The 15603-nt window shown below is 36.6% G+C and carries 14 protein-coding genes and 1 pseudogene; 14 read left to right on the top strand and 1 reads right to left on the bottom strand.

Going from position 1 to position 15603, the window contains the following annotated elements; all coding sequences use genetic code 11:
* From RT445_RS02940 to RT445_RS02930, 3 genes and pseudogenes are all read left to right on the top strand, one after another.
* A pseudogene (locus tag RT445_RS02940) lies at positions 1–72 on the top strand (50S ribosomal protein L9); the annotation flags it as partial.
* 13 nt (positions 73–85) lie between these two features.
* Positions 86–1447: a replicative DNA helicase gene (gene dnaB / locus RT445_RS02935; protein WP_004233370.1), complete on the top strand. Its 1362-nt coding sequence runs from the start codon at positions 86–88 to the stop codon at positions 1445–1447.
* Between the two features lie 236 nt (positions 1448–1683).
* The gene (locus RT445_RS02930; protein WP_274795082.1) at positions 1684–2973 is read left to right on the top strand and encodes an adenylosuccinate synthase; all 1290 of its coding nucleotides are present in this window, start codon (positions 1684–1686) and stop codon (positions 2971–2973) included.
* Positions 2974–3020: 47 nt separating this feature from the next.
* Here RT445_RS02930 and RT445_RS02925 read toward each other — a convergent pair whose 3' ends face one another.
* Positions 3021–3884 (bottom strand): YitT family protein, encoded by an 864-nt coding sequence (locus tag RT445_RS02925; protein WP_274797396.1) that lies wholly within the window; start codon positions 3882–3884, stop codon positions 3021–3023.
* A 379-nt stretch (positions 3885–4263) separates the two neighbouring features.
* Here RT445_RS02925 and RT445_RS02920 point away from each other — a divergent pair, with 379 nt between their 5' ends.
* The 11 genes from RT445_RS02920 (at position 4264) to RT445_RS02870 (ending at position 15588) form a co-directional block, all read left to right on the top strand.
* A complete protein-coding gene (locus RT445_RS02920) occupies positions 4264–5727 on the top strand; it encodes a peptidoglycan DD-metalloendopeptidase family protein (protein WP_312506361.1) in 1464 nt (487 codons plus the stop codon).
* 212 nt (positions 5728–5939) lie between these two features.
* A complete protein-coding gene (yycF, locus tag RT445_RS02915; protein ID WP_274795080.1) occupies positions 5940–6653 on the top strand; it encodes a response regulator YycF in 714 nt (237 codons plus the stop codon).
* A gap of 5 nt (positions 6654–6658) precedes the next feature.
* Entirely contained in the window at positions 6659–8524 is a 1866-nt protein-coding gene (gene walK / locus RT445_RS02910; RefSeq protein ID WP_274795079.1) for a cell wall metabolism sensor histidine kinase WalK, read from the top strand.
* Positions 8521–9846: a YycH family regulatory protein gene (locus tag RT445_RS02905; protein ID WP_274795078.1), complete on the top strand. Its 1326-nt coding sequence runs from the start codon at positions 8521–8523 to the stop codon at positions 9844–9846. The genes walK and RT445_RS02905 overlap by 4 nt, the downstream gene beginning before the upstream one ends.
* Positions 9833–10660: a two-component system regulatory protein YycI gene (locus tag RT445_RS02900; protein WP_274795077.1), complete on the top strand. Its 828-nt coding sequence runs from the start codon at positions 9833–9835 to the stop codon at positions 10658–10660. Before RT445_RS02905 ends, RT445_RS02900 begins: the two co-directional genes overlap by 14 nt.
* Positions 10660–11448 carry an MBL fold metallo-hydrolase gene (locus RT445_RS02895; protein ID WP_274795076.1) on the top strand — a complete coding sequence of 263 codons (789 nt, stop codon included), beginning with the start codon at positions 10660–10662 and terminating at the stop codon, positions 11446–11448. Before RT445_RS02900 ends, RT445_RS02895 begins: the two co-directional genes overlap by 1 nt.
* Before the next feature lie 167 nt (positions 11449–11615).
* Positions 11616–12908 carry a S1C family serine protease gene (locus tag RT445_RS02890; RefSeq protein ID WP_274795075.1) on the top strand — a complete coding sequence of 431 codons (1293 nt, stop codon included), beginning with the start codon at positions 11616–11618 and terminating at the stop codon, positions 12906–12908.
* Between the two features lie 235 nt (positions 12909–13143).
* Positions 13144–13308, top strand: a complete 165-nt coding sequence (locus tag RT445_RS02885; RefSeq protein ID WP_274795073.1) for a CxxH/CxxC protein — start codon at positions 13144–13146, stop codon at positions 13306–13308.
* Positions 13309–13398: 90 nt separating this feature from the next.
* The gene (gene rlmH / locus RT445_RS02880) at positions 13399–13878 is read left to right on the top strand and encodes a 23S rRNA (pseudouridine(1915)-N(3))-methyltransferase RlmH (RefSeq protein ID WP_274795071.1); all 480 of its coding nucleotides are present in this window, start codon (positions 13399–13401) and stop codon (positions 13876–13878) included.
* Positions 13879–14108: 230 nt separating this feature from the next.
* The gene (locus tag RT445_RS02875; protein ID WP_274795070.1) at positions 14109–14891 is read left to right on the top strand and encodes a transporter substrate-binding domain-containing protein; all 783 of its coding nucleotides are present in this window, start codon (positions 14109–14111) and stop codon (positions 14889–14891) included.
* A 31-nt stretch (positions 14892–14922) separates the two neighbouring features.
* On the top strand, positions 14923–15588 hold the full coding sequence (locus RT445_RS02870) for an amino acid ABC transporter permease (RefSeq protein ID WP_274795069.1): 666 nt from the start codon (positions 14923–14925) through the stop codon (positions 15586–15588).
* The last annotated feature ends 15 nt before the right edge of the window (positions 15589–15603 follow it).

Genomic DNA, 15603 nt, shown 5'->3' with positions numbered 1-15603 from the left:
TTTACAAATGTTCCAGTAAAACTACATCATGAAGTATCAGCAACATTAAAAGTACATGTAACGGAAGAATAAGGAGCGACGATCCATGAGTGAACCGATGATGGACCGCGTTCCACCGCATAACCGGGAGGCGGAGCAATCGGTTATCGGTGCTATTTTCCTTGAACCACAGGCGTTAATAACAGCATCAGAAATTTTATTGGCCGATGATTTTTATTTAAATGCCCATAAGAAAATTTTCGAAACGATGCTGCGTTTGAGTGATCAAGGAAAAGCGATAGATGTTGTAACAGTTACGGAAGAATTATCAGCTAAAAAAGAGATTGAAGACGTTGGCGGGCTATCTTATTTACTAGAGCTCGCCAATGCTGTCCCTACAGCTGCCAATGTCGCACATTATGCAAAAATTGTTGAGGAAAAGGCACTATTACGTCGCTTAATTCGTGTAGCTACGAAAATCGTCGAGGACGGCTATACGCGTGAGGACGAAGTAGAGGCGTTATTAGGTGAAGCAGAAAAGAAAATGATGGAGGTTGCCAATCGAAAGAACGCAGGTGACTTTAAGCATGTTAAAGATGTGCTTGTGGAAACTTTCGATAATATTGAGCAACTGCAATCACAAAAGGGAGAAGTAACAGGAATACCTACTGGCTTCCGTGATTTAGATAACATTACTGCTGGCTTCCAACGCAACGACTTAATTATTGTTGCGGCACGTCCATCTGTAGGGAAAACCGCCTTTGCGTTGAACGTTGCGCAAAGTGTTGCCGTGCAAGCACGTGAAAATGTTGCGATCTTTTCTTTAGAGATGGGTGCAGAACAACTAGTAATGCGTATGCTTTGTGCAGAAGGTAACATAGATGCACAAGTTTTACGTACAGGTGCTTTAACTACGGAAGATTGGGGTAAACTAACGATGGCAATGGGTAGTTTATCGAATTCAGGGATATTTATTGATGATACACCAGGTGTACGTATCAATGAAATTCGTGCAAAATGTCGACGTTTAGCACAAGAAAATGGACTTGGAATGATCTTAATTGATTATTTACAGTTAATTCAAGGTAGTGGTAAGCCAGGAGAAAACCGTCAGCAAGAGGTATCAGAGATTTCACGTTCCTTAAAGGGATTAGCCCGTGAATTAAAGGTTCCTGTTATTGCACTATCACAGCTATCACGTGGAGTTGAGCAACGACAAGATAAACGACCAATGATGAGTGACTTACGTGAATCGGGAAGTATTGAGCAAGATGCTGATATTGTTGCCTTTTTATACCGTGATGACTATTACGATAAAGAATCTGAGAATAAAAATATGATCGAAATTATTATTGCCAAACAACGTAATGGTCCAACAGGAACAGTTACACTTGCTTTTAAAAAGGAATTTAATAAATTCATTAATGTGGATTGGTCACAAATGCCACCACCACCGCCGCGTGATTAGTCATCATTCAGATAAGTTGCCTCTTAAGTAATGAAATATTACCCATAGATTGAATTAATCTGAATGTTCGATAATATTCATATCATTCTGTTATTAAACACGAACGTTGAATCAGATTTTTTGATTATATGTTCGTGTTTTTTAACTTTTTTTTATTGACGGGGCGTTTCTATCATTGTTACAATGATTTAGGCTTAAAAATTGAGATACAAAGGTATCTAACGGAGGTGCTGATTATGACATCAGTAGTAGTTGTAGGAACACAGTGGGGAGACGAAGGAAAAGGTAAAATTACAGATTTCCTTTCGCAAAAAGCCGATGCAATCGCTCGATTTGCAGGTGGGGATAATGCAGGACATACCATTAAAATTGATGGTGAAACATATAAACTACATTTAATTCCATCAGGGATCTTCTATAAAGAAAAAACTTCAGTAATTGGTAACGGATTAGTTGTCAATCCAAAGTCATTAGTAACAGAGCTTAAAGGCTTACAAGAACGTGGTATTGATACAGATAATCTACGTATTTCTAATCGTGCACATGTTATTTTGCCTTACCATATTAAGCAAGATATCGCTGACGAAGCTAGTCGTGGGGAAAATAAAATTGGCACAACTTGTAAAGGGATTGGGCCTTGTTATCAAGATAAAGTAGCACGTATCGGAATTCGAATGGCTGACTTACTTGATAAAGATATTTTTGAGGAAAAACTACGTCATAATTTAGCCATTAAAAATAAATTATTTGAGAAATTCTATGAAGTTGAAGGCGTAACATTCGAAGAAATTTTTGAGGAATACTATGGTTACGGTCAAGAAATTGCAAAATATGTAACAGATACATCTAAAATTTTAAATGATGTACTTGATGAAGGCGGTAAAGTGTTATTTGAAGGGGCTCAAGGTATTTTACTTGATGTAGATCAAGGTACGTATCCATATGTAACTTCTTCAAATCCCGTAGCTGGTGGAGTAGCCATTGGCGCTGGTGTTGGTCCATCACGAGTGACAAGTGTTATTGGTGTATCAAAGGCTTATACTTCTCGTGTAGGAGATGGTCCTTTCCCAACAGAGTTATTTGATGAAGTAGGACAACAAATTCGTGAGGTTGGTCGCGAGTACGGTACAACAACAGGACGTCCACGTCGTGTAGGTTGGTTTGATACAGTAGTTGTTCGTCATTCACGTCGCGTAAGTGGTATCACACATCTTGCTCTAAACTCTATTGATGTTTTATCTGGCTTAGAAACAGTCAAAATCTGTACTGCCTATAATTATAAAGGTGAAACAATAACAGAGTACCCAGCAAATCTTCATATTATTGAACAATGTGAACCAATTTATGAGGAACTTCCAGGCTGGTCTGAGGATGTAACAAGCTGCCGAACTTTAGATGAACTACCTGATAATGCTCGCCGCTACGTAGAACGTATTAGTGAGTTAACAGGAATTCAAATTGCTACGTTCTCAGTTGGACCTGCTCGTGAGCAAACAAACGTTTTAGTTGATGTTTGGGAAGCATAATTTAAGATAAATGGAAATGGGCGTGCCATAAGTGGTACGCCCATTTTTTAGTGAATATCCTTCTTCTTAAAGCGACCACCCTTTACCTCTGCGATATTACCAATGGCCAAAAAGGCATTATCATCTATCTCAGCGACAATTGATTTTAGCTTAGATTCTTCTAACCGAGTAATAACTGTGAAGATGACTTTCTTATCGTTGCCAGTATAAGCTCCTTCCCCATGAAGAAAAGTAACACCACGCCCAAGTCGATCCATAATTGTTTGTCCTATTTCATCAATGTCGTCACTAATGATATAAACGGATTTTGATTCCTCTAATCCTTGAATCACAATATCAATCATTTTATAGGCAATATAGTATGCAATAATGGAGTACATTGCTTGTTCCCAATTAAAAACAAAACCTGCCACTGTGAAAATAAGGACGTTGAAGAACATAATAATTTCTCCAACTGAAAAAGGTGTCTTGCTATTAAAAAGAATGGCTAGTATTTCAGTTCCATCCAAAGAACCACCATACCGAATGACAATTCCGACACCAACGCCTAAAATCATTCCCCCAAAAACTGTAGCCAATAATGTATCTTCCGTAAATGGATGTATGTTATGTAAGACAAGGGTTGCTAAGGAGAGTACGGTAATACCTAGCCCTGTAGACAGTGCGAAAGTTTTACCAATTTGTTTATAGCCTAAGAAAATAAAAGGTAAGTTTAAAATGAAGATGAAAATACCAAGGGGTAAATTTAATAAATGAGATGTAATGATGGAAACACCGACAATGCCTCCATCCATAATGTGGTTGGGTACTAAAAATAATTCTAAGCCCAATGCCATTATAATCGCACCTAGTGACACCATAATAATTCTTAGGAAAATTTTATGCATATTCGTTCTCTGATGTCTCAACATTTTTGTTGGATTATCAGCGGTTTGTGAATCACTCAATTTAATCGCTCCAATCAAATAGTGTACCTTCTCTTATATTTTATCGGAATATTAAAAAAGTAAAAAGTATTAAGTCAAAATTCCCTTGAAAAAATTTAGAGATTAGTATACTCACTATTCAGCATTCATTTCATTAATTACCTAATATGTAGATAAAATATCAATAAATAAAAAGTATCTAAAATGTATTCTATGTAACAATTAGTAGTTAAATAATACATTTACATTACAAAAGGGTGAAATTATTCAAACGTTATTTTCTTTATGGTACATTATAAGGGTGCAAAAAATCCTTGTGGGTAAATCATCCTACTGAAGGGTAAAGTTGGAAGGGGCTTTATTGATGAATTCGTTTTTTAAAAGAAAAGAAGAAAACAATAGATTCACCTACAATTTTTCTTCTTTTAAAAAGGCTTCAATCGTTGCAGTTTTAATGACAAGCCTAACGATTAATATGGGTTTTGCCAAGGAATATGACAAAGAAAACTTAAATAAAATTTACCACGTTTATGTGGGGAATGAATATATTGGTGCAGTATCTGATGAGAAGGTAATTCAAGATATCATTGCATCTAAAGAAAAAGCAGCGAGTCAGCAATTTAAAGGGCTTTCTATTGACGCTAGTTCAGCTGTTAAAATAATCCCAGAACAAGTTTTTGTGAATGAAACAAAAGATGCAGAAACACTATCAAAGCTTAAGCAATCATTAGTAGCGAAGTCTGATGCATTTACATTATTAGTTGATCATAAACCAGTCGTATCGTTAAAGAATACAGAGGCTTATGAAAAAACTGTTCAGCTGTTAAAGCTACAATATGTTTCTCAGCAAGAATTAGATAAACTAGCGAATACCCAACAATCTATTAATAATTTACCTGAACTGCAAAATGGTGAATCGCGTCTTTTAGATATTTCCTTTAAACAGGGAGTCTCAGGATTATCACAAAAGGTTACACCAACTGATATTTTATCGCCTGAGCAAGCAGTAAAATATTTAATGACAGGTCATCTAGAGCAAGAAACATATAAAATTCAATCAGGTGATGTATTAGGTTCGGTTGCTAAAAAACACAATTTAACAACTAGTGAACTATTAGCTTTGAACCCTGGTATTACTGTGGATACAGTTTTACAAATTGGGCAAGCATTAAATGTTACAGTGGCAAAGCCATTTGTCACAATTGAGGTAAAAAAGGAAAAGAAAGTTGCAGATGTAATTCCATTTAAAAAAGTGGTCAAAGAAGACCCGACTATGTATAAAGGCGAAAAAGTGATTAAACAAGAAGGCGCTAATGGAAAAAAAGAAACAACCTATGCATTAACATCTGAAAACGGTACGCAAACATCGAAAGTAGCATTAGAAGAAAAAATCATTCAACAACCAGTAGATCAAATTGAAGTAGTTGGCACAAAGGTAATTTCTTCACGAGGTACTGGCGAATTTGCATGGCCAGCAGTTGGGGGCTATATCTCAAGTGGTATGGGTGAACGTTGGGGAGCCTTCCATCGTGGTATTGATATCGCTCGTCCAAGTAACTATAATATTTTAGCTGCTGATAATGGTATAGTTGTTGCGGCTGGTTCTTCAGGCACTTATGGTAATCGTATTGTTATTAATCACAATAATGGTTATACAACGCTTTATGGACATTTATCTTCAATTAATGTTGAAGTGGGACAAGTAGTGGAAAAAGGTTCTGTAATCGGCATAATGGGTTCAACTGGTAATTCTACAGGTACTCATTTGCACTTTGAAGTTGAAAAGAACGGTTCATTAGAAAATCCATTATCTTATGTAGGTCGATAAACGCGTTGAATAGAAGGCAGTCCGAATAGTGGACTGTCTTTTTCTATTATTTCCCGAGAAATAATTGTTGAAATATATCCTTTTATGTCACAGTATTGGATGGATTGAATATCGATTAATGCATAGAACTCGAAAGCATGATAGAGTTAAGAGTAGTGAATTTACAAATACACATTGTTTAGAATAGATAAAAAGCGAAAGGGAGAGAATGTATGAACAAAACAATATTAGTTGTTGACGATGAAAAACCAATCGCAGATATTTTGCAATTTAATTTAATAAAAGAAGGCTATAAAGTTATTTGTGCTTATGATGGAGATGAAGCGTTAAAGAAAGTGGAGGAAGAGCAACCCGACTTAATGCTTTTAGATATCATGCTGCCGAAGCGTGATGGAATGGAAGTTTGTAGAGAGGTACGTAAAAAATACGATTTCCCTATAATTATGCTAACAGCGAAAGGCTCTGAAATTGATAAAGTATTAGGATTAGAGATGGGTGCAGATGATTATGTAACAAAGCCATTTAGTACTCGTGAGCTTATTGCGCGTGTAAAAGCCAATATGCGCCGTTTACAAGTGGTTGCTCCTGTGGCAGAAGAGGCTGAGGAAGAGTCAAATGAGATTGTGGTAGGATCTCTTGTTATTCAACCAGATGCATATCTAGTAATGAAGCGTGATGAAACAATTGAATTAACACATCGTGAATTTGAGTTACTTCATTATTTAGGAAAACACATTGGTCAAGTAATGACACGTGAGCACTTACTACAAACGGTATGGGGCTATGATTACTTTGGCGATGTGCGAACTGTTGACGTAACAATTCGTCGCTTACGTGAAAAAATTGAGGATAATCCTAGTCATCCTGCTTGGATTGTCACACGACGTGGTGTAGGTTATTATTTACGAAATCCTGAACAGGAGTAATAGGAATGCAGAAAGTAAGCTTCTTTAAATCCATTCATGTCAAATTAGTGCTGATTTATATTTTATTAATCTTACTTGCTTTACAAATTATCGGTATCTATTTCGCACGTCAATTAGAACAAAATTTGAAGAGCAACTTCCAAGATTCTATTTTCCAGCGGGTTGACTTGATGCAATATAGTCTCCGTGAGGAAATTTTAAAGGAACGCGATGAAAGCATGCCAAAACTAGAGGAAAGCTTAAAGTCAATTGTAATGGAGTTTTCTACTGGTTTAAGGGATGTTTCGAATGGTGATATTCTAGAAATTCGTGTCATTGATGATAGACAAAGGATACTAGCAACATCTGAGCTTGAGAATCAAAATTTAATTGGACAACGCTCTAACACAGACCTTGTACGACGTGCGATATCGGCTGAAACGCTCTTTGATATCATTAAACTTGATAACAAAACAAGGAATCGAGTATGGGTATTGGCGAACCCGATTCGAGCGGGTGCAGGGCCAGATGATGAAATTATCGGTGTTCTATATATTGAAGCGAATATTGAGTCTGTTTTTGAACAAATGAACGAAATTAATCGTATTTTCCTTGGCGGCACAGCAATGTCGTTAGTCTTTACGATCTTTTTAGGTATTCTTGTTGCACGAACAATTACACAGCCAATTGCTGATATGCGAAAGCAAGCTCAGGCAATGGCGAAGGGAAACTATTCCAGAAAAGTACGCGTATATGGTACGGATGAAATCGGACAGCTAGCGATAACCTTTAATCATTTAACTAATCGTTTACAAGAGGCACAATCGACCACAGAAGCTGAACGACGTAAGCTCGATTCGGTTCTGAGTAATATGACAGATGGGGTTATTGCAACAGATCGTAAGGGACGTATTATTTTAATTAATGATCCTGCACTTGAGTTGCTACATATTTCAAGGGATATTACATTAGGTCGCCCTATTGCTTCCGTATTGGGAATCGATCAGGAATATAGTTTTGAAGACTTGATTTATATGAGTGATGCAATCAATTTAAACTTTAGTACAGCGGATGCTCCCTATATATTACGTGCCAATTTCTCCGTTATTCAAAAAGAGACAGGCTTTATTAATGGTCTTATTACTGTACTACACGATATAACGGAGCAGGAAAAGATAGAAATGGATCGACGAGAGTTTGTATCGAATGTATCACATGAATTAAGAACACCATTAACAACAATGCGTAGTTATTTAGAGGCACTAGCAGATGGGGCATGGAAAGATGAAAATATCGCTCCTACATTTTTAAATGTAACGCAAACTGAAACAGAGCGTATGATTCGTCTAGTGAATGATTTATTGCAATTATCACGAATGGATAGTGCAGACTACGAATTGAATAAAGATATTGTCTTATTTAATTCATTCTTTAATCGTATAATTGACCGATTTGAAATGTCTAAGTCCGATAAAGTACAATTTGAACGAATATTCCCTGAAACGTCCTTTTATGTAGAAATTGATACGGATAAGGTGACTCAGGTTATTGATAATATTATTTCAAATGCAATCAAATACTCACCGGATGGTGGTAATATTCGCTTTGGCTTTACTGGACAAGGGGATATGCTGAAAGTCATGATTTCAGATGATGGTATGGGGATTCCTAAAGAAAACGTAGGTCGTATTTTTGATCGTTTCTATCGCGTTGATCGTGCACGAGCTCGTTCAATGGGAGGAACAGGATTAGGATTGGCTATTGCTCGGGAAATGATTGAGGCTCATGGTGGTAAGATTTGGGCTGAAAGTGAGGAAGGACAAGGTACAACCATTTTCTTCACATTACCATATGATGCAGATGAATTTGGTGAGGCAGGTGAGTGGGAATGAAATATATAGAACCAGTTAAATCTGTTGTACTATTTCTACTCGTCATGCTGAGTGTGGTTTTAACCTTTTTGATCTGGACCTATACACCTGATTATAAATATATAGAAAAAACAGAGTTAGAGGAAATTCTAATTAAGCCTCAAAAAGATATGGAGGATGTTATTCGTCCATACAAGGCTATTTTCCGTTCCGATGAGGAATTTAAAGGTACAGTATCTAACGCAGCTATGAAAGATATTATGAAAGTATTTAAAGGCTGGAATGTATTAGACTTAGTGCCTGTTAACAATAATCTTTCTGCAAACTATGTCAATCAAATCATTGGCACAAATAATCGCATGACAATCTTTTTCACTGGAGAGATTCCTTTTTCAGCCTTTAACACGATTTTTCAGTATACGGATAAGGAATTACCAGAAACAACATTTAATCGTATGATTATAGATTGGAGCAATTATAATAGCAAGGATTTAATGATTTATTACATTAGTGGTAATAACCAATCATTATTCCGATCACATGTCAGCGTGCCAAACATGAATCAATTTATACAGGAAGTCATAGAGCCTGCAAAAAAATATGGCACTTTTAAAGAAATTGAGCGAGAAAGCCAGACATCTCTTTATGTAGATAACAATAAAACGGAATCTGTAAAATTTACGTACTATATTGAAGAAATCTCACCAGAATTATTTAAAAATGTATTATTTACAGATCCAAATATTGTACGGCGCAATATTGAAAGTGCGTCTTCTGAAAAATATACAGATGGTATGTCATTAATGACGTTAGATACAAATCTAAAGTCATTAAATTATGTTTATCCAGCTGCAGAGAGCGGTATTAGAATTGAGCCATCAAAACTTCTAAAAGATAGCTTTGAATTTATTAACGAGCATGGGGGATTTACTGCAGATTTCCGCTATGCTTCAACGAGTACCAATAAAAATCAAATGGATTATCAATTATATTTGCAAGGTTTACCGGTCTATAGCAATCATGTCATTACCCGGATGACGACAATTTGGGGAGATAGCCGGATTTTCCATTATAAGCGTCCATACTTTTCCTTAGATATGGATATTGAAGCAGAAAAGGAAATAAAAGAATTGCCTTCTGGAGTAAATATTGCCGAGAGATTAAAAAACGCAAATAATATTGCCTTAGCTGATATTGATGAGATTGTTTTGGGTTATTATTTAACGCAAAACCAAGAACTTAATATATTTACATTTGAACCATGCTGGTTTGTCATTCGTAATGGATCTTGGATTAAACTAACTCCTGAAGTATTAGGAGGTGTTAAAAATGGATTGGAATAGAACAAAATCTATTTTTATATTCGTTTTTTTAATTCTAAACATCTTCTTGTATTCCCTTTATGTAAATCGCTATAATGAAGCGAAAGATATTGAGGTTCCAGGTGAAAAAACAATAGAAGCTCGTTTAAAAGATGATAATATTACGTATGGCACACTACCAAATAATATTGAAACTGCTTCGTATATGACAGCTCAAGTCCATAAATTCACAACAGCTGAATTTAGTAATAGCAACCAACAAATTAATATTAAGGATTCAAAGGCGGATTCAAAGGCTCGTGCTATTTTTATAAAACCTGTTAAATTACGTAATGTGAGTGATGATGCAAGCTTTACGGATTTTGTCCTTGCAAACATAACTGAAGGAGAATCTTACGCCTTATGGAAAGTAGACAGGGAAGAACGAGTCGCTGTTTTTTTCCAGAAAACCAATAATCGAATGTTTTATTATAATGGTTCATTAAAAATTAAGTGGAATGCTAACAATGAAGTAACGATGTATGAACAAACAATGATTGATAATATTGAGGAAATGGAACAACAGGAAACTGTCATTCCGCCTCTTCAAATTATTCAAACTTTATATGCAAAGGGAACGCTCAAGCCAGACTCGCGTATTACGCAAATGAAGTTAGGTTACTCCACGCTTGTTAAATTAACTCGAACTCAGGTATTAGTGCCAACATGGGAAGTTCAAGTGAAATTATCTGATGGACAAAAGGAAGAGTATTTTGTCAATGCAGTTGAAGGCAAAGTGATCGAGATCCAGGAGGACAAGCAAGAGAGCGAAGAAGAAGACTGGGGAGTTGAATAATGCGATTTAGTGTTTTAGCTAGTGGCAGTACAGGAAATTCGATTTATGTAGAAAATGACGACTACTCTTTTATCGTCGACGCTGGCCTTAGTGGGAAAAAAATGGAGCAGCTTTTTACAAAAATCGACCGTAATATGAAGCAGCTTAGTGGTATTTTTGTTACACATGAGCATAGTGATCATATTAAAGGGATTGGTGTACTGGCACGAAAATATAATGTACCAATTTATGCAAACGCCAAAACGTGGCAGGCAATGGACGGGCTAGTTGGCGACATTCCTATAGAGCAACGCTTTGAATTTGAAATGGACACAGTGAAACATTTTGGTTCTTTAGCCGTTGAATCCTTTGCCGTTTCTCACGATGCAGCAGATCCAATGTTCTACACTTTCCATGAGAATGATCGTAAGCTTGTCATTATTACAGATACGGGCTATGTCAGTGATCGTATGAAGGGTATTATACGTGGTGCAGATTCTTTTGTTTTTGAAAGTAATCATGATGTTAATATGCTTCAAATGGGACGTTATCCTTGGTCGATTAAACGTCGTATTTTAAGTGATGTAGGACATGTTTCTAATGAGGATGCCGCTATCGCAATGAGTGAAGTTGTGTTTGATAAGACGACCAATATTTATCTTTCGCATTTAAGTAAGGATAATAATATGAAAGAGTTGGCACGTATGAGCGTCACACAAACATTGCAATCTTGTGGCATTCTTGTAGGTGAGCATGTGCATCTTTTTGATACAGATGCAGAGGAACCTACAACATTAGTCACGGTTTAATCATAAGGTATTTAGGGAAAACTTGATGCTGTTCAATGCATTTCACAATGTGCATTGAGCAGCTATTTTTATGTCCATTTTAATTGTTTTTCATCTGATTTTAATGTTTGAATCGTAAGATTAGGGTAACAATTAAACAAATAGCAGTAAATGAAAGGATGAGGAACATGAGTTACTTTCAAGATGATGATAAAAACAGTGATTTCTTAAAAAAGGATGAAATACCGAAATCACCGCTGCAAGAAAGGTTAGAGCGTGAGGAGCAGGAAATGCAGGCCAAGCGTCTTAAAAAGAAAGGCGGAGGAAAAGGCGGTTATTTCTTTAGTGGTTTGATTGGTGTTATTATAGGAGCATTACTTGTATGGCTTATGTTACCGGGACTTGTCAATCAAATGCCTGGAACAACATCAAGTAGTACTGCAAAAAATAATACAACAATTAACCAAGTTGCAACAGAGGTAACGACAGATGTTACTTCAGCGGTAGACAAAGCCTCAGATGCAGTTGTTGGTATTGCAAATATTCAAGAAGTAACAAGTGGAGGTTTTTGGAGTCCACCATCAACAACTACAAAAGAAGCGGGCAGCGGTTCAGGTGTTGTTTATAAAATCGAAGGTGATAAAGCCTTTATCGTCACAAATAACCACGTTATTGAAGGGGCCAAGCAGCTAGAGGTCACAATGCAAGACGGAACAAAAGAACCTGCACAACTAGTCGGTCATGACGTTTGGACTGACCTTGCAGTTATTTCTATTAACTCTAAAAATGTTAAAACAGTGGCGACATTCGGGAACTCAGATGTTTTAAAACAAGGGGAAACGGTCATTGCCATTGGGAACCCACTTGGTCTAGAATTTTATGGCTCTGTTACAACGGGTGTTGTTTCAGGTAAAGACCGCTCTGTACCGGTAGACTTAAATGGTGATGGCACAGAAGATTGGCAACAAGAAGTATTACAAACAGATGCTGCGATTAACCCAGGGAATAGCGGGGGAGCACTTGTGAACTTAGCTGGAGAATTAGTAGGGATTAACTCCATGAAAATTGCTGAATCCTCAGTGGAAGGTTTAGGATTTTCTATTCCAATTAATTCAGCTATTCCAATTATCGAGGAATTAGAGAAAAATGGAGAAATGAAACGTCCAACAATGGGAGTTTCACTGGCTGATTTAACAGATGTCCCATCATTCTATCAGCAACAAACATTAAAATTACCTGCAGAGGTGACAACAGGCGTTGTTGTAACAGATGTTATGAATAACTCACCAGCATCAAAAGCAGGTGTTCAACAATATGATGTTATTGTTGAAATGGATGGTCAAAAAATTGAAACAACAATTGATTTACGCAAACATTTATATAATGACAAAAAAATTGGTGATAAACTAACATTAAAAGTGTACCGTCAAGGTAAATTAGTCGAACTATCACTAACATTAACAAATGGTAATACATTGTAAAGAGTATGAAAAAAACGATGGTGATCTAAAAAATCCCCATCGTTTTTTTATGAGGATGAGGAAAAACTTTAATGAAATATTGTGGATAACTAGAAAATTGTGAATACCATGAAATCGTGAGAAAAAGGCACTTCTTCCATACATGCCATTCCTTTGTTACAATAGATTGTGGATAACATAGACTGATTTGTGAATAAGTTTGTGGAAATTTCGGAAAATAAGGAGACATCAAAAAATGGAAAAGTACAGCTGTGAAAGTCATATAGATCACGCTTTAGACATGTTTGTAGCAGAGCAAAAAGAGTTCCCAATTATGGATAAAATCGAAGAGGATAAAAAGTTATCCACAAAGTGTAGCTACTGTGAACAGCCTGCGGAATATATTGTATCAAGTAAATAACTTTACACAATATATAGGTGGCGCTTGTGGATATGTTGATAACTTTTGTGGATAATTTGTTTGTAAATGAATTGTAAAGGTGGATAACGTGTGAATATAACGATTGTATCAGTCGGCAAACTAAAAGAAAAGTACTTAAAAATGGGTATCGATGAGTACGTAAAACGTCTAGGCGGCTACGCAAAAATAGATGTGATTGAGGTACCAGACGAAAAGGCGCCTGAACAACTAAGTGAAGCCGAAATGGACATCGTCAAGAAAAAAGAGGGGGAACGCATACTAGCTAAAATTAGCCAAGATGCCTACGTGATCGCTCTAGCTATTAACGGTAAAATGAAAACCTCCGAACAAATGGCAGCGGATATTGAATCTCTTATGACCTACGGCAAAAGTAAAATCACCTTTGTCATCGGTGGCTCCCTCGGCCTACATGAAGATGTCCTAAAACGAGCCGACGAACTACAATCCTTTGGCAAAATGACGCTACCGCACCAGCTCATGAAGCTCGTGCTAGTGGAACAGATTTATCGAAGCTTTAGGATTATGAAGGGTGAACCGTACCATAAGTAAGTGCGGTTTTCTTAGTCCTATACATCTAAAATGCTGCATTTTTAGAGGAAAGAGAAGACTTGAAAGATAATTATATAATGCGAATTTTGTAGAAAAGTGTCGGGTGCTATTAAAAGTGCCTGATACTTTTTTGTTTTATCGGGAGTAGATTGGGTATTAACTATCATAAGCAAGTTATATAGCAAGAGGTATTGAAGGAATAATCGAAAAAGAAAGGAGTTATAGCCAACATGTTGTTGAATAAGAAGTTACTATTAGTCTTTAGTACAATTGTAGTCTGCTTTTTGTCTGGTTGTGCTGAGAAGCAGAAGCTTGAAGACGGATCTGAATTAATAAATAAAAATCAATTTGTTTTTGCTACTTCTGGTGAATTTAAGCCATTTAGTTATATAAATGACGATCTCACAATGTCGGGCTTTGATATTGAGGTTGGTGAAGCGATTGCAAAGGAAATGGGCCTTGAGCCGGTTCAGAAACGAATCAAGTTCAAAGGGATTGTTGAAGGGGTAAAAACAGGCAGAGCAGATGCAGCCGTTGCAAGCCACACGATTAACCCACAGCGAAGTAAACATGTTTCTTTCTCTACCCCGTATTATTATTCAGGACCAAAAATTTTCACCAGACCGGATAGTAAGATAAGGACTGTTGAAGATTTAAAGGGAAAGGAAGTAGCGGTTGCAAAAGGATCAACATATGCCGATACAGCTTCTAAGTATACAGACAAAATAAAAACATATGACAGCGATATTACAGCATTAAAGGCGTTGAGTAGCGGACGTCATGATGCAGTAATCACAGATTTTGTTACAGGAAAAACTGCTGAAAAGGAAGGGTTTGAGATTAAAGGACAGCAATTAATTAATCGCAGTGAACAAGCAATCGTGCTGCCCCAGGATAATCCAAAGCTATTGAAGCGAGTAAATGAAACTTTGGAGCAACTTCGGGAAAATGGAACATTGACTCAAATCAGTATCAAATATTTTGGTGAGGACATTACCAAAAAATCAGAATAAACGAATGCTATAAAAGAAAGGAAGTAGTACTTTGCCAAGTTTTTCGCATTTTTTTCACATACTAATGGAAACAAAAGGTGTATTCTTTAAAGCTATGCTTTTAACATTAGAGCTGACGGTGGTTTCTATCTTGCTTGGAATCGTCATCGGACTTGCCTTTGCCTTATTAAAAATTTCTAATATAAAAATTTTAGAACTTATTTCAGATATATATGTCTATTTGGTTCGCGGAACACCGCTGATTGTTCAAATATTTATCCTCTACTTTGGAATTAGCGGGATTTTCCTTCTTCCTGATTTTTGGGCTGCTTCACTTGCTCTAGCGTTACATAATGGAGCTTATATTTCTGAAATTCTTAGGGGAGCAATTCAGTCAGTCGATAAAGGCCAGTTTGAGGCAGGACGCTCTTTGGGAATGACAAAGACACTGACATTAAGAAGGATTATTCTCCCACAGGCATTCCGTAGAGCATTACCGCCTTTAGGCAATCAATTTATCATAAGCTTAAAAGATTCTTCGTTAGCCGCATTTATCTCCATGAATGAGCTGTTTAATGTGGCGACAACACTTGGGTCAAATAATTTTGATGAAATGACTTATTTACTCATTGTAGCAGTCTACTATTTATTACTGGTAGCGTTGATGACATTTGTAGTGAAACGAACTGAACTAAAATTAACAGTAAGCGACAGATAGGAGCTGAAAAGATTG

The organism is Lysinibacillus sp., from assembly GCF_032093475.1.
Lineage (GTDB): Bacteria > Bacillota > Bacilli > Bacillales_A > Planococcaceae > Lysinibacillus > Lysinibacillus irui.
This window is presented reverse-complemented; position numbering and strand designations above follow the sequence as displayed.